The 25,673-nt window shown below is 66.6% G+C and carries 19 protein-coding genes; 6 read left to right on the forward strand and 13 right to left on the reverse strand.

Features of this window, described 5'->3' with window-relative positions; genetic code table 11:
• Positions 1–55: 55 nt before the first annotated feature.
• The 9 genes from ACVKN3_RS01785 to ACVKN3_RS01825 form a co-directional block, all read right to left on the reverse strand.
• Entirely contained in the window at positions 56–1,141 is a 1,086-nt protein-coding gene (locus tag ACVKN3_RS01785) for a serine hydrolase (RefSeq protein ID WP_354512861.1), read from the reverse strand.
• A gap of 76 nt (positions 1,142–1,217) precedes the next feature.
• On the reverse strand, positions 1,218–2,627 hold the full coding sequence (locus ACVKN3_RS01790; protein WP_285401764.1) for a sugar porter family MFS transporter: 1,410 nt from the start codon (positions 2,625–2,627) through the stop codon (positions 1,218–1,220).
• A gap of 27 nt (positions 2,628–2,654) precedes the next feature.
• A complete protein-coding gene (locus ACVKN3_RS01795; RefSeq protein ID WP_354512859.1) occupies positions 2,655–3,287 on the reverse strand; it encodes a nucleoside/nucleotide kinase family protein in 633 nt (210 codons plus the stop codon).
• Between the two features lie 68 nt (positions 3,288–3,355).
• Positions 3,356–4,771, reverse strand: coding sequence for a family 4 glycosyl hydrolase (locus ACVKN3_RS01800; RefSeq protein WP_354512857.1), 1,416 nt, complete (start codon positions 4,769–4,771; stop codon positions 3,356–3,358).
• A complete protein-coding gene (locus ACVKN3_RS01805; RefSeq protein ID WP_345782880.1) occupies positions 4,749–5,696 on the reverse strand; it encodes a carbohydrate kinase family protein in 948 nt (315 codons plus the stop codon). Before ACVKN3_RS01805 ends, ACVKN3_RS01800 begins: the two co-directional genes overlap by 23 nt.
• The gene (locus ACVKN3_RS01810) at positions 5,675–7,060 is read right to left on the reverse strand and encodes an APC family permease (protein WP_354512855.1); all 1,386 of its coding nucleotides are present in this window, start codon (positions 7,058–7,060) and stop codon (positions 5,675–5,677) included. The genes ACVKN3_RS01805 and ACVKN3_RS01810 overlap by 22 nt, the downstream gene beginning before the upstream one ends.
• Positions 7,057–8,964: a glycoside hydrolase family 35 protein gene (locus tag ACVKN3_RS01815; RefSeq protein WP_354512853.1), complete on the reverse strand. Its 1,908-nt coding sequence runs from the start codon at positions 8,962–8,964 to the stop codon at positions 7,057–7,059. The genes ACVKN3_RS01810 and ACVKN3_RS01815 overlap by 4 nt, the downstream gene beginning before the upstream one ends.
• Before the next feature lie 2 nt (positions 8,965–8,966).
• Positions 8,967–11,768 carry a TonB-dependent receptor gene (locus ACVKN3_RS01820; protein ID WP_285401754.1) on the reverse strand — a complete coding sequence of 934 codons (2,802 nt, stop codon included), beginning with the start codon at positions 11,766–11,768 and terminating at the stop codon, positions 8,967–8,969.
• Between the two features lie 200 nt (positions 11,769–11,968).
• Positions 11,969–12,139, reverse strand: a complete 171-nt coding sequence (locus ACVKN3_RS01825; RefSeq protein ID WP_185754351.1) for a hypothetical protein — start codon at positions 12,137–12,139, stop codon at positions 11,969–11,971.
• A gap of 312 nt (positions 12,140–12,451) precedes the next feature.
• Between ACVKN3_RS01825 and ACVKN3_RS01830 the strand changes: the two genes are divergently transcribed.
• On the forward strand, positions 12,452–15,385 hold the full coding sequence (locus tag ACVKN3_RS01830) for a TonB-dependent receptor (protein ID WP_354512850.1): 2,934 nt from the start codon (positions 12,452–12,454) through the stop codon (positions 15,383–15,385).
• Here ACVKN3_RS01830 and ACVKN3_RS01835 read toward each other — a convergent pair.
• The gene (locus tag ACVKN3_RS01835; RefSeq protein ID WP_285401748.1) at positions 15,382–15,864 is read right to left on the reverse strand and encodes a DUF1203 domain-containing protein; all 483 of its coding nucleotides are present in this window, start codon (positions 15,862–15,864) and stop codon (positions 15,382–15,384) included. The genes ACVKN3_RS01830 and ACVKN3_RS01835 overlap by 4 nt on opposite strands.
• A 235-nt stretch (positions 15,865–16,099) precedes the next feature.
• Between ACVKN3_RS01835 and ACVKN3_RS01840 the strand changes: the two genes are divergently transcribed.
• From ACVKN3_RS01840 to ACVKN3_RS01855, 4 genes are read left to right on the forward strand one after another with little or no spacing between them, the layout of a single operon-like run.
• Positions 16,100–17,617 (forward strand): methyl-accepting chemotaxis protein, encoded by a 1,518-nt coding sequence (locus tag ACVKN3_RS01840; protein WP_354512848.1) that lies wholly within the window; start codon positions 16,100–16,102, stop codon positions 17,615–17,617.
• Between the two features lie 6 nt (positions 17,618–17,623).
• Positions 17,624–18,457, forward strand: coding sequence for a CheR family methyltransferase (locus ACVKN3_RS01845; RefSeq protein ID WP_354512846.1), 834 nt, complete (start codon positions 17,624–17,626; stop codon positions 18,455–18,457).
• Positions 18,454–18,927 carry a chemotaxis protein CheD gene (locus ACVKN3_RS01850; protein WP_285401742.1) on the forward strand — a complete coding sequence of 158 codons (474 nt, stop codon included), beginning with the start codon at positions 18,454–18,456 and terminating at the stop codon, positions 18,925–18,927. The genes ACVKN3_RS01845 and ACVKN3_RS01850 overlap by 4 nt, the downstream gene beginning before the upstream one ends.
• A gap of 11 nt (positions 18,928–18,938) precedes the next feature.
• On the forward strand, positions 18,939–20,507 hold the full coding sequence (locus ACVKN3_RS01855) for a chemotaxis protein CheW (protein WP_354512845.1): 1,569 nt from the start codon (positions 18,939–18,941) through the stop codon (positions 20,505–20,507).
• A 25-nt stretch (positions 20,508–20,532) separates the two neighbouring features.
• On the opposite strand, the gene ACVKN3_RS01860 is transcribed toward ACVKN3_RS01855, so the two are convergent.
• The 3 genes from ACVKN3_RS01860 to argS form a co-directional block, all read right to left on the reverse strand.
• Positions 20,533–21,150, reverse strand: coding sequence for an OmpW/AlkL family protein (locus tag ACVKN3_RS01860; protein WP_354512842.1), 618 nt, complete (start codon positions 21,148–21,150; stop codon positions 20,533–20,535).
• A gap of 52 nt (positions 21,151–21,202) precedes the next feature.
• Complete coding sequence (locus ACVKN3_RS01865) at positions 21,203–21,973, reverse strand: cyclic nucleotide-binding domain-containing protein (protein WP_354512841.1); 771 nt, start codon at positions 21,971–21,973, stop codon at positions 21,203–21,205.
• Between the two features lie 110 nt (positions 21,974–22,083).
• Positions 22,084–23,844, reverse strand: a complete 1,761-nt coding sequence (argS, locus tag ACVKN3_RS01870) for an arginine--tRNA ligase (RefSeq protein ID WP_354512839.1) — start codon at positions 23,842–23,844, stop codon at positions 22,084–22,086.
• A 188-nt stretch (positions 23,845–24,032) separates the two neighbouring features.
• Between argS and ACVKN3_RS01875 the strand changes: the two genes are divergently transcribed.
• A complete protein-coding gene (locus ACVKN3_RS01875; RefSeq protein WP_354512838.1) occupies positions 24,033–25,328 on the forward strand; it encodes an NAD(P)/FAD-dependent oxidoreductase in 1,296 nt (431 codons plus the stop codon).
• Positions 25,329–25,673 lie beyond the last annotated feature (345 nt).

Below are 25,673 nucleotides of genomic sequence, written 5' to 3' on the forward strand. Positions count from 1 at the left end.
TCCGGCGTGTGGCATGTGGCGTGGTCGGACGTCGGGGCTTTATCGGGCCTGGGCGTTACCGCAACTGCGCCGCAACCAGCGCGCCCAGTTCCCTGAACCAGGCGGCACGCTCATCGTCCGTCGACGTGGTATCGCGCAGGAAGGCGGCTACGATGGCGCGCTTGCCGTTGGGCGCGGTCACGATGGCCATGTCGTTCCAGGCGGCGATGCGCTTGCCGTAACTCGATCCGGTACCGGTCTTATCAGCGATGCTGAAGCCCGCCGGCAGGCCGGCGCGGATACGCGTGGGCACGACCTGGGCCTGCATCAGGGACAGCAGATAGCGCGTCGAAACGGGCGACAGCAGTTCGCCGGCCTGCAGCTTGCGCAGGAACGTGGCCGCGCCGTCCAGCGTGGTGGTGTTCTGCGGCATGGCGATGGCAGCCTCGTAGCCGCGACGCAGCCGCGCATCCTTAGCCTGCGCGGTCTCGTGTGCCGGGGCCACTGTGCCGTCGGCCAGGCCGTCGAACACGTGACCGATCTCCCGCTCGCCCACGTCGATGCGCATGCCATGGACGCCTTTACCGTCGAGGTACGCCGTGACCGTGGGGCCGCCGCCGAGCAGCTTGAGCAATGCGTCCACCGCCGTGTTGTCGCTCTGCGAGACCGACGCCGACAGCAGGTCGGCCAACGTGACATCGATGGCACCTTTCGCCGCCCGCGTGCCGATCGACGGTACCGCGGCGCCGCCCACCACGTCGGCGGGCGTCAGGTGCACGGTCTGGTCCAGGTGCAGCGTGCCGGCGTCCACACGCTGCAACACGGCGGCGGCGACCGGCGCCTTGAACACGCTCATCAGCATGTAGGCGCGGTCGTCGCCGACCCGCGCCGTGGTGCTGTCGTCCAGGTTCATCACGATGATGCCGAAGTGGGCGGGCCTGGCCTTGTCTGCAAGCGACTGCAGCGAGGCCTGCAAGACGGCCGACCGGTCTGCCGCACCGGTGGCCTTCGGTGCATCGGTACCCACGGCGGCGGGCGTGGCGCCCGTTGCGGCAGCTGCGGGAACGCCCGCAGCTGCGTCGTCACCCGCGGCCATCGCCGTCATCGGCGCCAGGGACAAGGCCAGTGCCAGCGACAGCGCGATAAGGGTGGGTTTCAACATGACGTGGTGTTCCTTGGGTTGAGGCACGCCATGCTGGATCACGCCCGGGCGCTTTTGCGGGCAAGGCCCTGTCGGATCAACGATGCCTGCTGCGCTTCTGCTGGAACGGGTAGAAGCGTTCCTCGCGCAGTTCGTGCTCGATCTGCTCCAGGCTCTTGCCCATCGTCTCGGGCACCATGTAGTAGATGAACACCAGCGCGCCCAGGGAAATCACCGCGTACAGCCAGAACGTGTGCGAGGCACCCAGCCAGGTCACCAGCGACAACGTGCTCAGCGTCACCAGCAGATCGAAGAACCAGTGGCTGAAGGCGCCCAGGCTGGCGCCCTTGCCGCGGACGAACAACGGGTACACCTCGGAATTGATCAGCCAGATGCACACGCCGAAGCCACCGCAGTTGAACATCAGGTAGGCGGCCAGGCAGGCCACCACCAGCACGCGGCTGAGATCCGTCTGCGGCCCCTGCCCTTCGAACAGGATGCCCATGACCACCAGCGCCACGATGGAGCCGGGGATCATCCACAGCAGGTAGCGACGCCGGCCGATGCGGTCGACCAGGATGCTGCCGATGACCGTCATGATGACGACCAGAATGGTGCTGCCGCCGGTGCCCAGCACGGCCCACTTGTCCGAGAAGCCGGCCTTGGTGAGGATGGTCGGGGCGTAGTAGATCAGCGCGTTGTTACCGGTGATCTGGGAAAACATCGAGATGCTCGCACCGACGATCACCGCCGGGCGGATCCACGGCTTGGCCAGGTCGCGCCAGCGGCCGGTCTCCTGGTTGTCGGACACGCCCTCGATTTCGGTCACCTCGCGCTCGGCAAGGCCACGGTCGCCGCGCACGCGGGTCAGCACGTCGATCGCCTCCTGCTTGCGACCCTTGGTCACCAGCCAGCGCGGGCTCTCGGGCAGGATGGCCATGCCACCCAGCAGGATCACCGCCGGCACCAGGCCCAGGCCGAACATCCAGCGCCAGTGCTCACCGAGGAAGAAACCCGTGAAATAGGCCACGGTGATGCCGAACACCACCATGAACTGGAACAGCACCACCATCTTGCCGCGATGCTTGGGCGGCGATACTTCCGCGATGTACACCGGGATGATCTGCGTGGAACTGCCTGCCGAGAGGCCCAGCAGGAAACGTGACGCGATCAGCATTTCCACGCTCGTCGACATCGCCGAGGCGATCGAGCCCAGCGCGAACAGCACGCCCACGAAGATGACCATGCGCCGGCGACCGAGGCGATCGGACAACGGGCCGGTGCCGAGGCAGCCGAACAGCGCGCCGAAGATGATCGCGCCCGTGACCAGCTGCTTGGTCGTGTCGTCCATTGCGAACTCACGGCCGAGGCCCAGGAGCGCGACGCCGATCACGCCGGTGTCGTAGCCGAACAGCAGTCCGCCGAGCGCGGCGATCACCGCGATACCGACGACCAGGCCGGTGCTGCCGCCGGCGCTGTCGGCGTTGGAGGGATTTACCGCTTGCATGCCTGTCTCCTTACACGTCGAACGATGTCATGCGGTCGCATCGAGGCTGACCCGCACATTGAAATCCGCACGCCCCGCCGTCGCCGCGATGCGGCGGCCGTTGGGTTCGTCGGTGTGTTCGATCCAGTCGAGCGCCGCTTGCCGCGTGCGCCCGTAGTGCATGTGCCGCTGCAACAGCTGCTCGCGACGCTGGACGTCGTCCACGTCGACAAACCACACCTCGTCGAGCAGGCCATGCACGTCCTGCCAGCCATCCGCATCCAGCAGCAGGTAGTTGCCTTCGGTGACGATCAGCCGGGCATCGGAAGGCACGGCGATCTCACCGGCCACGGGCTCCTCGATCTCGCGGTGGAAAGCCGGTGCGTAGACGATCTCGCCCGGCACCGGGTCGCGCAGCCGGCGCAGCAACGCCACGTAGCCGGCGGCGTCGAAGGTATCGGGGGCACCCTTGCGCGACGCCCGGCCCAGTCGGGCCAGTTCCGCATTGGCCAGATGGAAACCATCCATCGGCACGCCGACCGCATGGGGGCCGACGTGCTCGAGGATTTGCGCCACGAGCGTGGACTTACCCGCGCCCGGCAAGCCGGCGATACCGAGGATGCGGCGACCGCCGCCCTGCATGAGTGCGTCCAGGCGCTCGCTCGCTTTGGAATCGATCAAGGGCTTTTGCCGGTGGAAAAAGTCCGACAAAAGCTAATGAAGGCCGTGTGTGCGCAAGATGAAGCGGCTCAAGCGTGGCGATGCACCGGGCCCTGGCACAGGCATTCGCCGTCTTCGTTCGCATGCCCCAGCAAGGCGTCCAGCAGATCGCCCGAGGGGGTCCACTGGCCGATCGCCGGATGGATCAGCATGGCCTTGCGTGCCTCGAGGCGACGGTCGTTGAGCACCGAGGCGATTGCCGCACGCTCATAGGCCTTGACCGAACGCACCAGGCCGTTCACCGCATCCGGCAGCGGTGCGATGGGCCGCGGCACGATCGAGTCCAGCGAGATGTCCGAGGCGATCTCGACGATGTCGTTGTCCGGCAGGTCCGGAAGCGCACCGCCGTTGCGTGTGTTGACGACGATACGCGCCGGTCTGGCGCCGGTCAGCGCGCTCATCACGTCGATGGCGATGCGGTGGTAGCCCGTGGCGACGCGGAACGGGTCGCCCTGCAGGCTCACCCCCTGGTCGAACGCCGAGCCGCCCTCGGCTTCCAGCTTCATGTACGAACCGGAACGCTGGTTGAGGTAAGCCGCGTAGATATCCACGGCCGTGTCGCCATCACCGGCATCCAGGCGCGCGGTGAGGCTGGACAACAGCTCGTCGTTGAGTCGCTGGATCTCGCCGCCGCGGCTGCCGCCCTGCTTGCGCTGGTTGACCAGCGCGCGCTGCCGCTCGTAGTAGAAGAACAGGTATTCGGTGGGGATCAGCCGCAGGGTGCGGATCATGTCGAAGTCGAACAGCGGCGCCAGGTACAGCTTGCGCAGCAGTTCGTCGCTGGCCAGCAGCCGGTCGAGCACGTCCTCGCGACGCACGCGCACGCCGCGCACCCAGCCGAGGTGGTTGAGGCCGACGTAGTCGCACTCGACGTCCGCGGCAGGCTCGCCCAGGGCGTGGGCGATGTTGTGGAACAGCTCGGTGGGCGTGTCGCAGATGCCGACGATGCGGGCCTTGCTGTGGTCGCTGACCGCCTGGGTGATGAGCCCCGCGGGGTTGGTGAAATTGACCAGCCAGGCCTCGGGGCTCAGCCGTTCCACCAGGCGCGCCTGCTCGATCGCGATGGGAATGGTGCGCAGGGCCATGGCGACGCCGGCGGGGCCGGTGGTTTCCTGGCCCGGGTAACCGTGATCGATCGAGGTGCGCTCATCCGCCGCGCGCCCGGCGATGCCGCCGATGCGGATGCTGTTGAGCACGAAATCGGCGCCTTCGATGGTGTCTTCCAGCGAGGTGGCGCCGCGTAACCGCAGGTCGCCGCCGAACCGGCGGATCACCGCCTTGCCCAGGTCGACCATGATGCGCAGGCGCGCCGGGTCCGGGTCGTACAGCACCATCTCGGACGCGCCGAGTGCCTCGGCCGCCTCGTTGACGCCGAACACCACCAGGGGAGAGCGGACACCGCCGCCTCCGATCAATGCGATCTTACGATCCGTACGTTTGCTCACGGAGGGTCCTCAAGTGCGTGGGATGGGGAAGCGATGCAAGGGCGCCGGGCGCGGTCGTGCAGAGGGCGCCGCACAGGCAGCCACGCTCGACGCAGCCGTCGATGGGTTCGTTGTCGAGCAGGCCGTCGATGACGCCGGCATCGAAGGCGTCGCCCGCGCCGGTGGAATCGACCGCCACGATGCGCGGCGCCGGTACGCGGCGCAGGCCGCGCGCATCGGCGATCCACGCACCCTGGGCGCCCTGCTTCATGACGGCCAGACCGATGCCGACCGACGCGCACCAGGCCTCATAGGCCGAGGGGGCATCGCTGCCAGCCACCAGCGCGGCCTCTTTCTCATTGGGCAGGAACAGGTCGACGTCGCGGCAGCTGGCATGGTTGGCCGGGTCGCGCAGCCAGTCCGGGCTGTAGCCGACGTCCAGCGACGTGGTGCAGCCGGCTTGACGCAGTAGCGGAAGCAGGGTGGAGGCGAGCTCGCGTGGCAATGGCATGGCGAAATGCACGTGCCGCGCCGCAGCCAGGTCGGCGACGATCTCGGCCGTGGCCAGCAGTTCGGGCAGTGCGCGGTTCACGCCCGGGTAGGTGAAGAACGAACGGTCCTCGACGGTGGATACGCTGACCGTGATCCCGGTGCCGTCGCTGCCCAGGCGGATACCGTCCATGCCGACGCCGAACTCGGCCAGGCGACCCTCGAACCAGTCGAGGTCGGCATCGCCGATCACGCCGATCAGGCGCACGCGGCGACCCAGGCGGGAGAGCGCGCAAGCGGTGTTGACCGTGCCGCCGCCGAGTTCACGCACGTAGTGCTGCGCGATTACCTCTTCGCCGGGACCGGGCCACGCGGGAAAGCCGCTGAACACATGATCGGCGTAGATCTCGCCGACCACGGCCACGTCCCACGATTTCAGCGAGGGAGAAAGGGCCACGTCTGTGTCCTCCGTGCTTGCCACAGGAAAAGAAGGGTGCCGGCGAACACCGCCACCACGGCGGCCACGATCGACGAGGTTTCCGCCGTCGCTACCAGGTAGAGCCAGCCGACGACGCTGATCACCAGCGGCAACGGATACAACGGCATGCGGAACACATCCGGCGCGGCGCGCCGGCGCCGCAGGGCGACCACGGCGAAGCATTGCGCGATGTACTGGAACAGGATCTGCGTCACCATCAACGTGGCGATCAGGTGCTCCAGCGAGAGAAAACACGCCGCCGCGGAGGTGGCGCCGACGAACAGCAGCGACACCGTGGGAAAGCCCCCGCGCGGATGCAGCCGCGCGAACACGGGAAAGAACTGGCCATCGGCCGCCGCCGCATACGGCACACGCGAATACCCCAGCAGCACCACCAATGCGGAGCCCCAGCTGGCCAGCAGGATCAGCAGCACCGCCAGCGTGCCACCGGTATGACCGTGGATCGCCTGCATGAAGTCGGCCACCACCGCCTTGGAATGCGCGGCCTGCGCCCAGGGCAACACGCCCAGGATGCTCAGATTGAGGCCCATGTAGAGCACCGCCACCAGCGGAATGGAGACCAGCACCGCCATTGGGATGGTGCGCCGCGGGTTCCGGACTTCGCCGCCGAGCATGCAGACGTTGTTGTAGCCGCCGTAATCGTAGACGGCGATCAGCGACACAGCGCCCAGGCCCAGCCAGAAGCCGTGCGACGAGGGCACCTTCGTTTCGAAGAAACCGCGCGCCACCGCCATGTCGAAATGGGTGACGCCGCTGAAGACGATCCAGGCGCAGGCCGCGACCACGATCGCGCTGACGAATACCGACAGCCGCTGGATCTGCCCGACCCGACGGTAGAGCACCGCGGTGTTGACCAGGCACAACCCCGCGGCGATCAGCGCGCGGCCGGTGTCGCCCAGCGACGGGATCAGGAAGCCCGCGTACTGCGCGAAGCCCACGGCCGCCGAGCCGATCGACAGCGGCGCGGTCAGCAGGGTCTGCCAGAGGTACAGGAATCCGAACAGGCGCCCGGCCTTGTCGCGCCCGTAGGCCTCGCGCAGGTAGTGGTAGGGGCCGCCGGATTCGGGAATGGTGGAACCCAGTTCCGCCCAGACCAGCCCGTCGCACAGGCACAGCAGCGCGCCGGCGATCCAGCCCAGCAGCACCGATGGCCCGGCCAGCGCGGACAGCGCCAGCGGAATCGTGACGAACGGACCGATGCCGATCATGTTCAGCACGTTGGCCGACAGGCCGCCCCAGAATCCGATCGCGCGCGGCGGCACGCCCGTCGCGTCGGCGGGGCTGCCGCTTGCCGGCGTGCGCAGACGCCCGACGGCGCTCATGCCGTGCTCCCGGCGGGCGACTGCGTGAGGGCCGCCGTCGCGGCCAGCGAGGTCGCCGCGGCCACGGCGGCGCCTTCCGTCCGGTGCAGGTCCAGCAGCAGCACCTCGTTCGCGCCCGCGTTCAACCACGGCCCCGGGCAGAACAGCCGCTGTTGCGGCCCGATGTTCCAGTACCGCCCGAGCAGGTGCCCGTTGACCCAGAGATAGCCCTTGGCCCAGCCCGTCACGTCGATGTAGACGTCGCCGGGTGCCTCCACCGCCACGGTGGCCCTGAAGAACACCCCGCCTCGCCGCGGCGGCGACTGCAACGGCCGCAGGCCGCGCAACCAGGCATCGTCCAGCGGCAGCGGCCAGGCCTGCACATCGTGCAGGGGCATACCGTCCAGCGACACGGGACCGATCAGTCCCTTGTGATCGCCCAGTCGCGGGCCAAAATTGATGTGACCGAAGGTATCGACGAGGATCTCCAGCACGCCGCCGGCAGGAGGCACCGCCGGCAAGGTCACGTCGGGCCTCGCGTTCAGCGAGGCATGCACCACGCGCGACACCACGCCGGCCTCGCGTCCCTCCACATGCACCACCGCATAGTCGCGCACGTTCTCCAGCCGCAGCACGCCCGCCGACGCGATGCGCTTGCGATACACCACCATGCCCTGGTCCTGCCCGAACAGGATCTCGTTCGGGCCGGGGGACGGCAGGGTCACCGCCTCGCCCGGCAGGTTGTCCCACAACGAGGCAAACGGCTGCGCGGTGACCGTGGCGAAGGTGGCCGTGGGTGGTGCGGGCGGCAACGCCGGGGGATCGACCTTCGTGGCCTGCCGGATCACTTCGCGCAGACGATGATACTGCGGCGTCGCGCTGCCGCGCTCGTCGATCGGCGCGCCGTAGTCGTAGCTGGTGATGACGGGCTGGAACTGCGACCCGTCGTCTTCCGCGTTGGAGCCCGCGGTCAGGCCGAAATTACTGCCGCCGTGGACGACATAGAGATTGAACGAATAGCCCGCCTGCATCACCCGGCGGAGCGGCTCCACCAGATCCTTCTCGGCGAAGCCCGGCTCGCCCCAATGGGTCAGCCAGCCCGGATACCCCTCGCCCAGCCACACCGGCGACTCGCCGGCAAACCCCCTGCCCTTCACCAGTTCGGCCACGTCGGCACCGTCCAGGCCCAGCGCGGTGCCCTCCGGATAGGCCTTGCGCCGTTGCAGGTCCTTCCAGCCGTCGGAGACGGAAAACGGTCCGTCGATACCGTGCCCACGCCACAGGTCGCGCAACGCATCGAGGTAGCCGACATCGTCGGCAAACATCGAATATTCGTTCTCGATCTGCAGCATGAGTACCGGGCCGCCAGCGCCGACCATCAAAGGGGCGATCCGCGGTGCCAGGGCGGAGATATAGCGGCTTACCGCGGCCATGTAACGCGGATCGTCGCGTGTGCGCAGGCGCGTGTCCGGGTCGCGCAGCAGCCACGCCGGCAGGCCGCCGTTGGTCCATTCGCCGCAGATATACGGACCGGGGCGCAGGTACACCCACATGCCCTCCTCCGCGCACAGGCGGATGAAGGCGACGATGTCGCGGTTGTCGCTGCTGAAATCGAACACGCCCGGCTCGCGCTCGTGGTGGTTCCACATCACATACAGGGCCACGGTGTTCAGGCCCATCGCCCGCGCCATGCGAATACGGTGCCGCCAATGCTCGCGGGCGATCCGCGCCGGGTGCATCTCGCCGCTGTGCACGCGGAACGGCCGGCCGTCCAGCAGGAACTGGCGCCGGCCAAAGCCGAACGCGTGCTTTTTTCCGTCCGGCGCGACCGCCGACACCCGGCCGCCGGTCGACGCCGCCCACCCGCGCCCGGCGAACGCCAGGGGAGTGAGCAGCGACAACGCGAGGAACTGGCGACGCTGCATGCTCAGAACGAGTACTTCACGGTGAACAGGGTGGTCATGCCGGCATTGACGATATCCGAGTTGGCAAGGCTGTTGCGCCCGATGTGCGACCAGTACGAGTACTGCTTGGTCAGGTTGCTGACCTGCAGGTCGAACTGCAGCCCGTTGGACAGCAGGTAACCGGCATGCAGGTCGACGCGACGGATCGGACGGATCCACAGGTCGTCCCACGGCGCGCCCTGGTTGAGGTAGTCATACGTGGACAGGTACGAGCCGGTGTAGTGGTAGCTGAGGTTGAGCGAGAAACCGCCCTTCTCGTAGAACAGCTCCGCATTGGCCATGCGCTGCGGTGCCGACTGCAGGCGCTCGTTGCCGAAGCCCTCGCGACCCAGGTCCACCTTGGAGTTCTGCCGCGTGGCGTTGACGCTGAAGCCCAGGCCGTCGAACGGCTCCGGCAGGAACTGGAACTTCTGCCGGTAGGTGGCTTCCAGGCCATAGACATGCCCGTCGCCGCCGTTCGTTGGCGTCTTGGTCAGCACCGTGCCCACCCCGGACGTGTTGGGATTGGCCTGGCCGCCGCCGCTGTCGTAGATGTAGTCACGCAGCTTCTTGTAATAGCTGGACAGCGACACGTAACCGCCGCTGTGCGTGGTCCATTCCGCGCCCAGGTCCACGTTGGTGGCCTTGATCGGCTTCAGGTTGGGGTTGCCGCTGGTGATCGTGGTGACACCGTCGGACACGTTGATCTGCGAGCCGCCACCCAGCTGGACGAACGCCGGACGCGTATAGCTCTGCCAGATCGCACCGCGGTAGACGATGTTGCCATCGGGGCGGAAGTTGACGAACAGGCTGCCCAGCGGCTCGTTGTACACCGTGCGGTTGTTGGAAAAGAAGCCGGGCTGCTCGTTGCCGTCCGCATCCTGCGGCGTCGTCCAGAAGGTGTTGCGGATGGACGTGTGCTCGAAGCGGACACCGGGGATGACTTCCCACGGGCCGTTCTGGAAGGTCGCCATGCCGTACGCCGCGGTGACCGCCTCCGTACCGCGCATCGTGTCGCAGTTGTAGTTGTTGAAGTCCAGCTGGCTGCAGGTGTCCAGGTCCGAGGGCTGCACGTGCCCGTCGATCAGCGCCGCCACGGCCGCGCGACTCACGTTGGGCGTGCGCCAGGCGAACTTGCCCGGGAAGATCTGGTTGTAGTACCCCTTGATGATGCCCAGGTCGTCCAGCGTGGTGGTGCCGTCGTTGATGCCGCCGGTGGAATAGTCGCGGTTGGTGAACTCGCGCGCGCTGTCGCTGTACTTCACGCCGAACTTGATCGACTGCAGCGAACCGCCGTCGAAATCGTAGCGCAGGTCCAGCTTGGCACCGCCGCGCTTCTGTCCGGAGCGGATGTCGGTCACCTCGCCGTAGTCGTTCGCATACATGTTCTGCAGGTTGTTCACCGAGTTCAACAGGCCCGGCGTCAGCACGGGATACGGGAACCCGTTGCCGCCGTAGCGCAGCAGCGAACTGCGGTTGTAGGCGAAGTTGTCCTGCGAGTACTTGTCCTCGCGGCCGTCGATCTCGACGTGCGCCGGGCGGTCGTTGCGGCCGATGCTCCAGAACACGTTGGGCGAGATGGTCCAGCCGCCGGCGGTCTTGTCCGCACCCAGCTGGATGGTCGCGAGGTCGGCGCGCTCCGGGTTGGTCTCGAACCAGAAACGGTTGGCGATCCGCCCGATATTGGGCGTGTATTCGCCCGCCGTGGCCGACGGCACATAGGTGACGTTCTGAGGCAGCAACTGGCTGTAGGTGGTGTTCTGCTCGGTCAGCGCGTAGGCATAGGTCATGCGCGCATAGGCCATGAGCGACGGGTCCACGTACCAGTCGAACGATATGTTGCCGCCGTAGCGGCGCTCGAAGCCCGAGGCGATACCCACGTTGGTACCCAGGCTGGTGAGGTTGCGCGCCGGGTCGTACCCGGGGGCGCTGGCACCGGTCGCCGTGGCATGCAGGAACGCCCACGAGCCGTCGTTGGACGCGCTTTCCGCCGCGCCGATCTCGCTGTTGGCGATGTTGCGGTAGTCGTAGTAGCCGCTGACGTAGATGCCGAACTGCTTGCGCTCACCGAACTTGCCCTGCAGTTCACCGGCCAGGCCGCTGCCCAGGCCGCTGCCGCCGTAATCGCGCGCACGGCTTTCCACACGACCGCTGGCAGTGACGCTGCCGCTGAAATCCTTCTTGTAGTCGAAGGCGCTGGGCGTGCGGAAGTCGATGGTGCCGCCGATGGCGTCACCATCCATGTCCGCCGTGGAGGTCTTGTTGAGCACGATGGTCTGCAGGCCCGTGGGCGGCAGCAGGCTCAGCTGGACGCTACGGCTGTACGGCATGCCCTGGGCGACGTTGCTGCCGTTGACCAGGTTGACGTTGTATTCCGACGGCAGGCCGCGCACCGAGGTGAACATGCCTTCGCCGCGGGCCGCGCCGTCGATGCCACCGAAATAACCGGAGCCCGTGGTGGTTACGTTGACGCCCGACATCAGGCCCAGCGCCTCGGCGACGTTATGCACCGCGGTGCGCTGCAGATCGGCGGCGGACAACACGTCCACCGTGTTGATGGCGTCCATCCGCATGTCGGTGGCGTCGTAGCGGTTGGCCACCACGCTCAGCGCCTTCATCTGCACGGCCTTGTCCGGCTTGGCCGGGGCGCCCTGCGCATCCGTGGCGGCCGGTTTCGCAGGTGGCTTGGCAGCCGGTGCGGCATCCTGTGCGAACACGCTGCTGGACAACACGGCACACACGGCCAGCGCCAGATACTTCTTGCTGTAAACCTTATCGATACCCACGACCCACCCCCACCCTGAAAGTGCCTTGGAAACAGGCACGGCGTAACGCCGCGCCCTGCGCGTACAGACTGACCAGCGGGTTCGTCGCGCGGACGGTACGTGACACGACGCCCACGCCTGCATCAGCGGACGTGCGACGGCATCACGACGGACGGGTGAACGTGCCGATCAGCGATATTTTTTAGATCAGTTTTTTTGGATCAGAGGGAGAGGCGAGGCGGCGAATAGCCGGCGACGCACTTGCCGCGGGAACGCAGCGCGCTGAGTTTGGCCCGCGCGAGGATCGGATGGCCATCGGCCCTGACGTACGCGAACGGACGGGGCGCGAAGGCGCAGCTGGCGTTTTCATCGTTGGAATCGGGGCGACGCATCGTAGCGGTCTGTCCGTCATTCATCGCGAGCTGCGTGCCGGCATACCCCAAGGATGCCGGGAAAGTACGCGATGGCATGGGTTGCATGCGATGCGCGTGATGCAGATATAGCGCACTGTAAAAACGGCGTCAACGGCCAAAAATGCATATGCCACGGCATGTTGCGACGCACCACGGGCGATCGGGGCCACGCGGCGGTCGACCTGGCCCGTGCTGCGATGCACGATGACACGTCGCCGAGGGTCGCGCATTCTCGCGCCGCGATGCGGTATGGGGAGCATCGTCCACTCAATCGCATATGCAGGGACTTCGATGAATCGTCGACAGACGCAGGGCCGTGTCTTGCCGCTCACCCACCGCCCGCTCGTGATGGCGTGCGCCGCCGCGTTCGCCTTGCTCGGTGCCGATCTTGCAACTGCGCAGGAGGCCACGCCGGCCGCCGCCGGCACAGACGCGAAATCGGCAAATGCCGTGCCACCGAAGCGCACCGATGCGGACAAGGACAAGAACAAGGACAAGCGTCCCGCCAATCCGGATGCGGCGAGCAATCTCGACGCCGTGGTGGTCACCGGTATCCAGGGCAGCATCCAGAGTGCGCTGAAGGCCAAGCTCAATTCGAACAACATCATCGAGGCCATCTCGGCCGAGGACATCGGCAAGCTGCCCGACAGCAGTATCGCGGAGAGCCTGGCCCGCCTTTCCGGCCTGGCCACGCAGCGTGTGGACGGACGCGCCAACCAGATCTCCATTCGCGGCCTGTCGCCGGACTTCGCCGGCACCACGCTCAACGGCCGTGAACAGGCCACAATCGGCGAGAACCGCGGCGTCGATTTCGACCAGTACCCGTCCGAACTGATCAGCGGCGCGGCCGTCTACAAGACACCCGACGCCAGCCTGATCGGCCAGGGCCTTTCCGGCACGGTGGACCTGCACACCATCAAGCCGCTGGACCTGCCCAAGCGCACCTTTGCCGCGAACCTGCGTGGCGAGGCCAATTCCAACGGCAGCCTCAACCATGGTTCGGGCGTGGGCGATGCCGGCCACCGGGCCAGCTTCTCGTACATCGACCAGTTCTTCGACCACACCCTGGGCCTGGCGGTCGGCGTGGCGCAGCTGGATTCGCCGGTGCAGGAAAAGCAGTACCAGGCCTGGTGGTGGAGCGTCGACAACGGGCCGCAGGGCATCGAATCCCAGGGTGTGCGGCGCACGCCCGGGTTGCCGGACGGCGTGCTGTCGCAGGAAGGTGGGCAATTGCGTGCCAAATCCGAAAAGCAGCTGCGCAACGGCTTGATGACCGTGCTGGAGTGGGCACCGGACGACCACTACCACTCCACCCTGGATCTGTACTACTCCACGTTCAACCAGAAAACCTTCCTCAACGGCGCGCAGTGGTCGAGCAGCCCGTACGAGGCCGGCGACGGCATTTCCTATTCCAACGTCGGCGTCGTACCGGCACTGCCCTACCCCATCGTCACCACGGGCCACATCGACGGCCTGAAGTCGGTGCTGCAGAACGACTACACCCGCGAGCACGACAAGCTGTTCTCCGCCGGGTGGAACAACCAGTACGACTTCGGCAACGGTTGGGCACTCACGGCCGACCTGTCGTATTCCACGGCGAAGAAGAACCTTCACGACGCCTACCTGTTCGCCGGCCTGCCCGACCAGGCCACCTCGTCGACGGACTTTGCCACGCCGGTGCACGAGCATTTCCCGGACTTCCGACCCGGCGTGAACTTCGCCGACCCGTCTGCCATGTTCTTCACCGACCCCAACAACTACGGTTACAACGGTCGCGAGGAGTTCGACAAGCAGAAGGACACGATCAAGGCCTTCCGCCTGGAAGTCAGCCATCCCGTGGGCTGGATCTTCAGCGACGTCAACGTCGGCGTGAACTACTCCGACCGCACCAAGACCAAGCAGGCGGATGTCTATTTCGCCTGGCTCAACGGCAACGGCTCCACGGCCGCAGACTACCTGCCCGGCTTTGCCGCGCCCATCGATCCCTCGGTGCTCAGTGGCATCACGGACCTCAGCTACGGCGGTTTTCCCGGCGTGGTCAACTACGACGTGGTGCGCGCGCTCAACAGCCAGTTCTACAAGACCCAGCGCAATGGCCAGGGCGACTTCAGCCGCAACTACACGGTGGAAGAAAAGGTTCCCGTCGCCTACGTCAAGTTCAACATCGACACCAACGTGGGTGACGTGCCGTTGCGCGGCAACGTCGGCGTACAGGCGGTGAAGACCGACCAGTCGTCCGACGCCTTGCAGACCAACGGTAACACCCTGGTCGGTCGTATCTCCGACGGCACGAAGTACAGCAAGGTGCTGCCCAGCCTGAACCTCGCCGCCGAAGTGTCCGACAAACAGTTCCTGCGCTTCGGCCTGGCCAAGACCATGGCGCGCGGACGCATCGACGACGAGAAGGTGGCGACCTCCGCGGGTGTCGCACAGGTGACCGAAGGCCCGGCCGCGGGCCAGGTGCTGTGGTCGGGCAGCGGCGGCAACCCGAAGCTGAAGCCGTATATCGCGGTGGGCGCGGACCTGTCGTGGGAAAAATACTTCGGCACGGCCAGCTACGTGGCCGTCGCGGTATTCAACAAGAACCTGCTGAACTACATCTACAATCAGACCACCCTGGACTACGACTTCTCGGGCTACACGAACGACACCCCCACCCTGGTGCCGACCAGCACACGGGGCTCGTTCACCCGGCCGGAGAACGGCACCGGCGGCAAGATGCAGGGCCTGGAGCTATCCGGCTCACTGGAAGGCGGGCTGGTCTCGCGGGCCCTCGACGGTTTCGGCGTGCAGGCCAACTTCTCGCTGACCAACAGCACGCTGCCGGTGAGCGCGGTGTCCAGTATCCCCGGCAGTCCCTCCACCCTGCCCGGCCTGTCGAGGAAGGTCGCCAACCTGGCGCTCTACTACGAAAAGTACGGCTGGTCGGTGCGTGTCGCCGAGCGTTACCGTTCGTCGTTCACCGGCGAGGCCGTGGCCCTGTTCGACCAGTTGGGCTACACCCAGGTGCTGGCCGACAAGCAGACCGACTTGCAGCTCGGCTACGCCTTCGACCACGGGACGTGGAACGGGCTGTCGATCCTCCTGCAGGTCAACAACCTTACCGATTCGCCGATGAAGACCCAGCAGATCCTCAGCCTGCCCAGCGGCGTGAAGGTGGCCCGGCCGCTGGAGTTCGATACCTACGGGCGCACGGTGATGTTCGGGATCAACTACAAGCTCTAGGCCTCCGCGGAGGCGATGCGGTCGAGGCGTGCAGCGTAGCAACCGTACGCCGCGTAGTGCGCGTGGATATAGCGAACGGCATCGTTGGCGAACAGCTGCCGCACCGCCTCCGTCACCTGCGTGCCGGCCACGAGCAGGGCCTGGGCGATGTGTCCGCGCGCATCGAAGCCGCGCAACGAAAGCTGCCGCACACGCATCACCTCCGGCACCTCATCCACGGCGTCATAGGCCTGCGTGGCGCCTTCGCGCACGAAGATCGCGTGGCTGGCGCGATACGGACCGGCGATCGGCTGGTGTTCGTAGTTGAGCAGCAGCAGGGTCTCACCCCGGTGCGCCGCGCGTAGTTCGACGCGCTCGGGGTAGCCCGTGTCGTCGGTGGCGATGACGCGCAGCGCGCCTTGTGCGGCCAGTGAAGCGTCGTCGAGGCCGTAATAGGGAACAAAGGGCGCGGGATCGAGACCGCGGATGCGAAAGACCATGGGACTTTTTCCGGTGGTGGGCACGGTGCCATCCTGCCCACCGAGGTCGCCGCGTGCCATCCGGATCTTGTCGCCGGGCCTGCCCCCAAGCCGAACCCATCAGCGCCTTCACATGGCTTTGCTTTCACCTATGACCCTGCATTTGATCCATGTGAAGGCCGGTCACGCAAAAACAAGCTCAAGTTTGCCGATTTTGAGGCGATAAAACGTCTACTCACACAGATCGAGAGACGTCATGGGCACGAACGCGAGCGAGACGCTGGAACTGAACGACCTGAAGGCGATGAACGACGCGCTGCATCGTGTCCAGGCCATCATCGAGTTCGACCTGCACGGCACGGTTCTGACCGCCAACCAGAATTTCCTGGACGTGCTCGGTTACACCTCCGATGCCGTGGTCGGGAAACACCATCGTCTGTTCTGTGAGCCCGCTTTCGCCGCCAGCGACGATTACGCGACGTTCTGGCAGCGCCTTTCCGCCGGGAAGCCCGAGGTCGGCGAGTTCAAGCGTATCGGCGCAGACGGCCGTGAGGTCTGGCTCAGTGCCTCCTACAACCCCGTCTTCACTGCCGAGGGCAAGCCATACAAGGTCGTCAAGTTCGCCACCGAGATCACCACGCTGGTGGACAGGTCCGCGGAACTGGACGGCAAGATGACCGCGCTGGACAAGTCCCAGGCCGTGATCGAGTTCGACCTCGGCGGTCACGTGATCGCCGCCAACGCCAATTTTCTGGCTGTGGTCGGTTACACGGCAGACGAGCTCATCGGCCAGCACCATCGCAAGCTGTGTGACGACGCCTATACGTCGAGCCCGGAATACGCGGCGTTCTGGGAACGGTTGCGCCGTGGTGAATTCGACTCCGGTCGTTACCGCCGGCTGGCCAAGGGCGGCCGCCGGGTCTGGTTGCAGGCCAGCTATAACCCCATCTACGACGGCAACGGCAAGCTGCAGAAGATCGTGAAGTTCGCCGCCGACGTCACGTTCCAGGGTGAGCTGGAAGAGCTGGTCAAGCGGCGTGCCGAGGATTTCTCGTCCGCGTCGACCCAGATCGCCCAGCAGTCCAACGACATGGCCGCCGGCGCCCAGCTGCTGGGGGCGACGGTGGAGGAAATGAACGCCACCATCGAAGAGCTGACCGCGTCCATCAGTTCCATTGCCAGCAACGCGCAGAGCGCCGACCGGCTGGCCAAGGACACGCAGCAGGAAGCCGAGCGCGGCGCCAAGGCACTGGAAAAATCCATCGAGTCGATGGATCTGATCAACAAGTCGTCGGAAGACATCGGCGACATCAGCAAGGTGATCGGCGAAATCGCCAGCCAGACCAACCTGCTGGCCTTCAACGCGGCCATCGAAGCGGCACGCGCGGGCGAGCACGGCCTGGGCTTCTCCGTGGTCGCCGACGAGGTGCGCAAGCTCGCCGAACGTTCCTCGCAGGCCGCCAAGGAGATTTCCAAGCTGATCGCCGAGTCCACCAAGCGTGTCTCGCAGGGCAGCCAGATATCGAAAGAAGCCTCGGCCGCGTTCGACAAGATCCTGTTCGGCGTGGTGAACACGACGCAGGCCATGTCGGAAATCTCCTGCGGCGCCGAGGAACAGGCCGTTGCTGCGCGGGAAGTCGCCACGGCCGTGCAACATATCGCCGAGGAAACCGAAAAGACGGCGGCGACGTGTGACGATATCGCCCGGGCGTGCGGTGGACTGAAGGAAGGCGCAGGCGAGTTGAGTGCCACTGTCAACAACTTCGCCACCTGACGCGCCATGTTCGATACCGAAGCCATCGTCGGTCCCGCCACCCGTGAAGCCCTGTTTGCCCAGGTACGCCGGCATACGGGTATCGTCATGGCCGAGCGCAAGTGGACGCTGCTGCACGGACGCCTTCGTCGGCGCCTGCAGCAGCTTGACCTGCCCGGCTATGACGACTACCTCACCGTGCTGGACAGTTCGACGCAGGAAGTGGCGCGCTTCATCGACCTGGTCACGACCAATGAGACCTCGTTCTTCCGCACGCCGCGTATCTGGCAGTATCTCGCCGACGATTTCTTCCCGAACTGGTACACCACGCATGCCGGCAGGACGATGAACATCTGGTCGGCCGCGGCGTCGACCGGCGAGGAGGCCTACTCGCTGGCCATGCTGGCCGAAGAGTTCCAGCGAACGCATCGGGATTTCCAGTACCGCATCCTGGGTACCGATATCGGCCAGGGCGTGCTCGATGTCGGCGTGGCTGGAACCTACGCCGGCCGGAACGCGGAAGGGCTGAACAAGAACCGGCCGGAGATGGCGAAGAAGTACTTCGAACGCCATGCGGATACGTTACGCGCGGTGCCGTCATTGAGGAACCACATCACCTTCCGCCAGCATAATCTTTATCGGCACTGGCCCGAGCCCACCCGCTTCGACCTGGTGCTGCTGCGCAACGTGCTGATCTATTTCGACGAGGCGGGACAGGAAGCCGTCGTGGAAAACGTGCGGCATTCGATGACGTCCGACGCGGTGCTGGTGATCGGCGAGTCGGAGTCGCTTCATCGGATCGCAACGGGATTCGCCTACCAGCAGCCGCTCATCTATCGAAATGCGAAACCACCGGAATGACCGCCCAGGACGTCTACGTCGGCATGTGCGAAGTCCGGGCCGACCGTGGCGCGAAAGTTCTGCGTAGTACGTTGGGCTCGTGTGTGGGGATCGGCATCCTGTGGCGGCAGCGGCGAATATCGGCGCTTGCCCATTGCCTGCTGCCGGAATCCGCGACGGCCTCGGAAGGCCCCTCCGCGAAATACGTGACCGATGCCATCCCTTCCCTGCTGGGATTGCTGGAAGCGACACCGCAGGACTACCCGCAGCTGGTCGCCGTTATCGCCGGAGGGGCGTTCATGATGAAACACATGCCGCCTGCCACGCACGGAAGCATCGGCGAACTCAATACCCGGATGGCGCAGAAGCTGCTGAACGAAGCGGGCATCCGCATCATCCACACGGAGATCGGTGGCAACGCCGGCCGCCAGCTCAGCATCCACTGCGATACGCAAGACTACGTCGTACGTACTTTCGACCGCATCATCTAAAGGCCCTTCCCATGGACAATCCGTTGCCTGATGTCGCACCCGGCACCCGTCACGACATGCAGCTGTTCGGGACGTTCCACCTGGGTGAATTCGAACTGGCGCTGCCCATCGACACCTTGCAGGAAGTGGTGGGCTTTCCCCAGGCCATCACCCGGGTACCGACGGCACCAGACTACGTCGCCGGCCTGTTCATGCTCAGAGGCATGATGATCCCGGTGCTGCACCTGGGCCGGTACCTGGGCCTTCCGGTGAGCATCGAGCAAGGCGAAAGCCGGGTCGCGGTCATCGAGTCGAACGGGGCGTTGCTTGGCATCGGCTTCGATCGTACCGGCGACATGCTGCGCATGGCGGGCACGCAGATCGTGCCTTTCCAACGCGACAGCGATGCACCCGGTCTGATCGAGGGCGCGTTCCACCTGGACGATCGCATCGTCCAGATGCTGTCGTCGGAGGCACTCGTTCACCTCCCTGGCATACCTCGGACGGTCAGCACCCATCTTGCCCGGCAGGCACGGCAGCAGCGCGCCGCAAACAGGATTCGCAAGGCGATTTCCTTCCATGTGGACAGTCGTCACATGGCGCTGCCCATGGAGACCATTCACGAGATCGTCCGGCTGCCGTCGCTGGAGCACTCGGTGCTGTCCGATGCCACGTGCCTCGGATGGCTCGACCTGCGCGGGCGCCCCGTGCCGGTGGTCGATCTTGCCGCCTTTCTGGGCCTGGACAGCTGCGCCGCCGCCCCACCCCAGGCATCCGACTTCGAGGATATGCGTCGTGTGGTCGTGCTGCGCAACGATGCGCTCTACCTCGGTCTATTGGTCGACGACATCGACAGCATCGTCAGCTACACGGATCGGCAACTCTTGCCGATGCCGGCCATCCGTGGGCAGACGGGCCTGTTCGCCAGCTGTATCAACCGACGCGATGCCGCGGACGCGGATGCCGGCGACCTGACCATGATCGACACCGCCGCCCTGTTCGCCGACACGCACCTGGCGCACCTTGCCAAGGGTCATCACGACCTGTACCTGGTGGCCGACGACCAGACACGTCGTACCGAAATACGTCGCCAGCGGGTCCGCGAGACCTGGCTGACGTTCCGGCTGGACCGGCTCATGGCGGTCCGGATCGATGAAGTCAGCGAGGTCATCGAATCGCATGATGCCCTGGTCAGGCCACCGGGTACGCCAGCCCACGTGAGCGGCGTGCTCAACGTCGGCAAGGCGCTGATTGCCGTGATCGACCTGCGCAGCCATTACGGCATGGGGCCGATGCAGGATGCGGAACAGCGAAAGATCCTGGTCGTGCGGCACGAGGGGCACACGTATGGCCTGGAGGTCGATTCGGTAGAAAGCATCGTAAGCATCGATCCGGCCGAGAAGATCACCGTGCCTTCCCTGGTCGCGACGCACATGGACGCCGAACTGAGGAAGGACATGCACCAGGTGGTCGAATCCGCCGAGCACGGGACCGTGCTGCTGGTGGATACGGTATCGCTGATGCGTCGGTTGACCGGTAACGACGAACCGACGGCCGGGACCGAGGACGTTCCGGAGGATGCCACGCCATCCATGGCATGACGTGTCATAGGCACAGCGGCTCCCCTCAGAAGCGGTAACCGGCGCTCACGCCGTACACCCACGGATCGATGTGCGCCGTGCCCACCCGTGCACCGCCGACCTTCACGCGGCTGTCGATGTCCATGTAGCGGGCATCCACGGTGAACGTCCAGCGCGGGTCCAGTGCGATGTCGATGCCGCCATGCCATGCGATGCCCCAACTGCTGGCCAGGTCCACGTTGGCGCCCTGCAACGCGTTGTGGCCGCTGGCGTCGTAGAAACGCGTGTAATTCACGCCGACGCCGACGAACGGCGAGACCGGCTGCCCGACGAGGAAGCGGTAGTTGACGCCGAGCACCGGCGGCAGCTGCTTCACGCTGACCGCGCGCTGGCCGGACAGGCGGACGTCGTGCTCGAACGGCAGCGCCGCCAGCAGCTCCACGCTCCACGCCGGCGTGAACAGGTATTCGACGCTGAAGGTGGGCCGCGTGCTGCTGCCGACGCTCGCCTTCATGCCGGCCAGGTGGCCGTTGTCGGAAGTGGGATCGACGCGGTGCGCACCGACATGCACGATCCACGGGTTGTCGACCGATTGCGCGGTGGCGCCAGCCATAGGTGACAGGCAGACCAGGCCGGCGAGCGCGATAGAGATAGGGTGACGCATGGGAAACTCCTTGGATCACGGGCTTCGGCCTCGATCGGCCGTCCCGGGCAGGTTAGGCGCACCGCGCCGGCCGGTTACTGACCCCGATCAAATTTTGGTCCGATATCGACACCGGCCTGCCCGAGGCAAGCATGGCCCTGTCCAGGATGCGCAGCGTGCGTCCGCTGGCGATCAGCCAGCCGGCCTCTTCCATGCGCCCCAACGTGCGACTGACCGTTTCCACCGCCAGACCGAGGTAACTGGCAATATCGGCACGCGACATGGGCAAGCGCAGGCAATCGGACTGTCGTGAGATACGGTGTTGACGCTCGAGCAAGCCGTCCAGAAACAGGGCCACGCGCTCCACGGCCGACGGCCGGCCCATGGCAACCAGGTGCGCCTGGTCGGCCGCCACCTCGCTGCCCAGCACACGCAGCATGCGCCGGTGCAACGACGGAACCTCAGTAAAGACAGCCTCCATCCTGGCGAACGGCACCTCGCAGACCGTGCTGCGCTCCAGCGCCACAGCCTCGGTGCGGTGCGTATCGTCGAGCAAGCCGTCCACGCCCAGGATATCGCCCGGCAGGCCGAACCCGATCACCTGCTGCGCGCCGTCGGCGTCGGCGATCGTGCTGCGCGTGGCGCCGGATCGCAGCACATACAGCGCATGGAACGATTGACCCTGGCGGAACAGGGTCTCGCCGCGCGACACGGTGCGGCGGTCGCGCGTCAGGCGGTCCACGCGCGCCAGCGCCTCGCCGCGGACGCCCGCGGGCAGGCACACGTCGTGCAGTCCGCAGGTGGCGCATCCGTGGCTCGACGCGAGTGGGAACGGATCGGGCATGTCGGCAGGTCCTTCCTCGGCCATGACGTGCCGGGACGGTAGCAGCCCGCGTGCGCGCGGACGCGATGTGCGCGCCGCCTGCGGCGATCCGCCCCGCCACACCGGCCGAACTACATTCGCGCAGGCACCTCGATGCCCAGCAGGTGGAGGCTGCGTGCCAGCACGCGCTCGGTCAGCACGCACAAGGCAAGGCGTGAGGCGCGTGTGGCCCCATCCGGCTCAGCCAGCACCGGGCACTCCGCGTAGAACCGGCTGAACCGCTGCGCCAGGGCATGGGCGAAGGCCGCCAACACACCGGGTTGGCAGGTCAGGCAGGCTTCCGCCACGGCATCGCCGAACGACAGGCAAGCCAGCGCCAGGTCGCGCTCCAACGCCAGCACCGGAGTGGCGGGTCCGGCCGCGGCATCGGAGGCGCGCGCAAGCAGCGCGCGCATGCGCACGCAGGCGTATTGCAGGTAGGGGCCGGTACGCCCCTCGAATGCGACCATCCGCTGCGTATCGAAGACATAGCCAGAGAGGCGATCGCCGGAGAGGTCGGCGAAACGCACGGCGGCGATACCGACCTGCCGTGCCAGCGTCGCGTGCTGCGCGTCGTCCCCTTGCGTGCCGTAGCCCGCGGCATCCAGGCGCTCGCCGGCGCGCACCATCGCCGCTTCGAGCAGGTCGGCCAGCCGGGCCACGCCACCATCGCGTGTGCGGAACGGCTTGCCGTCCGTGCCGTTGACCGTGCCGAAGCCGACATGCACCAGCTCGAGGTGGTCGCCGATACCCGCCTTGCGCGCGGCGCGAAACACCTGCTCGAAATGCAACGCCTGCCGCTGGTCGACGACGTAGACCACGCGCGCAAGGTCGGGGCGCGATGCCCGTGCCTCCAGCGTGGCCAGGTCGGTAGTGGCATACAGCGCGGCACCGTCGCGCTTGGCCAGCAGCAACGGCGGCACCACGACGGTATCGTCGGCGCGTGCCACATCCACGACCACCGCACCCTCGCTATGGTGTGCCACACCCGCATCGAGCAGCCGCTGCACCAGCGGCGCCACGGCGTCGCGCACGTCGCTCTCGCCGTCCAGCGCGTCGAAGTGGACGCCCAGCATGGCGAAGTCCTCGACCTGCGCGGCGAGGCTGAGCGCGCGTAACGACCGCCACAGGGCCATCAGGCCCGCGTCGCCGGCCTGCAGCGCGGCGGTGTCGGCCCTGGCTTCGGCCATGCGCGCAGGATCGCTGCGGCACGCGGCCGCGGCGTCCGGGTAAAGCCGCTCCAGGGCGTCCAGCGTCACCGGCGCCTGCGCTGGGAAGGGAGACGTCGCTCCGGTACGGAAGAAGGGCAATCCCGGATCGAGCCGCCGGATCGCGGCACTCAGCATGCCCATCTGCAGACCCCAGTCGCCCAGGTGCGCATCCGCGTGGGTGCGCCAGCCCAGTGCCGCATGTATCCGGCGCAGGCTTTCGCCCAGCACCAGCGAACGCAGGTGGCCGACGTGGAGCGGCTTGGCCACGTTGGGACCGCCGAAATCGAGGATCACCTCACGGCCCCTGCCCTCGTCGGCCACGCCCAGCCGCGGGTCGGCGGCCATCGCGGCGAGGCGTTCCGCGATGAAAGCGTCGGCAAGACGCAGGTTGATGAAGCCGGCGCCGGTGACACTCACCCGGTCGAACATGGCATGCGCGCGCAGGCAGGCGGCCAGGGCTTCGGCCGTATCCCGGGGCGAACGGCCCGTCGCCGCGGCGGCCGAGAACGCGCCGTTGCACTGGAAATCACCGAGATCGGGGCGGCTCGCCGGTACGGCCCGGGCCTGCGTGGCAGGCAGGTCCAGCGAAACGAAGGCAACGGAAAGCAGGGCGTCGACGGACGCCGCGGGGGACAGGCACATCGGGGTTCTCCAACGACTATGACGGGCGGCGCAGGCGCGCTGCGGGCTCGGCGGCAATCAGCCGGCAGGTCGTCGTCGAAGGAGGATGGAGGCGGTCATCGGTTTTATTTACAGGACGGGGCGTGTCTTCGCAAGCCGAGAACGATCCGCTCGGTAAGCTGCGGGCAGCCTGTTACGGAGACATTCCCATGACCCCAACCTCACGGACCGGCGCGCACCGCGTCGTCATCGTCGGCGGCGGCGCCGCCGGTATCGAACTGGCCACGCGGCTCGGCAGACAGCGCACCTTCGACGTTGCCCTGGTCGATCGCGATGCCAGCCACTTCTGGAAGCCCCGCCTGCACGAACTGGCCGCCGGCCTGCTCGGCGACGGCGAGGAAGCCGTGCCGTTCCTCGCCCACGGCCAGGCCCACGGCTACCGCTTCGAGCCCGGTGCGCTGCGTGGGCTGGATGCCGCAAGCCGCACGATCGACCTGGATGCGGTGCACCTGCCCAACACGGACGAGCTGATCCTGCCGCCGCGCTCGCTGGGCTACGACACGCTGGTACTGGCCTTCGGCAGCCGCGTGAACGACTTCGGCACCCCGGGGGTGCTCGATCACTGCGACATGCTGGACAGTCCCGCGCAGGCGATCGCACTGCGCCGGAAGATCCTCGCGCTCGCCCTGCGCAGCGCCGGCGACCCGGACAAACGGATCCGGGTCGGCATCGTCGGCGCGGGCGCCACCGGCGTGGAACTGGCAGCGGAACTGCACCACGCGTTCAACGACATGCATCGTTACGGTGGCCTGGATTCCGCCTCGAAACTGGATGTCACGTTGATGGACATGGCGGATCGGGTACTGCCGGCCGTCGATCCGCACACCTCCGCGTCGGCACAGCGCGTGCTGGAAGACATGCATGTCACGCTACGACTGGGCGTGGGCGTGAGTGCCGTCGAAGCCGATGGGTTTCACCTGTCGGACGGCAGCGTGGTGCCTTGCGATATCCGCGTCTGGGCCGCGGGCGTCACCGGGCAGGACATGGTCGAGCGCCTGGGCCACTTCGAACTGTCGCGCGACAAGCGCATCGTCGTCGACGAGCGGCTGGCGGCGAAAGGCGTCGAGGGTATCTATGCCATGGGCGACTGCGCCTACGCCACGACGACCGACCAGCGCAGCGTTCCGCCCACGGCACAGGCTGCGCACCAGCAGGCAAACTATCTTGCGAAAGCGCTGGCGGCCGTCGCACGCGGCGACGTGCCCCCGCCGTTCGTGTATCACGCCAAGGGCACGCTGGTGTCGCTGGGTGTCCGCCAGGCGACGGGTGAACTGCCTTCGGGCCGCACCTCGGTCATTCCCATGCGCGGCTGGCTGGCGAAGATGGCCTATGTATCCTTGCAGCAGATGCACCGCGCGACCCTGCACGGCTGGCCGCGCGCCACGGCCCTATGGCTGGCCGACTGGCTGCGCAACACCACACTGCCACCGGTAAAGCTGCACTGATGCGCGCGGCAACGCTGGCACGTCGTGCGACAACGCCGCCACATCGTGCGACTGCAACGTGGTGCGATAGCGCGACAACATCGTAGGAGCCCACGATGTGGGCGAACCCTCGACGTAACCACGGCGGGTGAGGCGGCGCGTTCCGCACGGGCGAGCGTTTTTGGACTTGATCGGGCGGGCTTTGAAGCGCTTTTAAAACGCTTCAGAGCCGCTTCGTTCAAAGCGCGGAAACGCCGGCGTGGACGTGTTGCATGGCTTCGTTCGTTGGGCGGACCGTGAGGGTTCGCCCACATCGTGGGCTCCTACGGCGGTACCGGGCGGATACCGGGCGGATACCGGGCGGAT

The organism is Luteibacter sp. PvP120 (assembly GCF_054055715.1).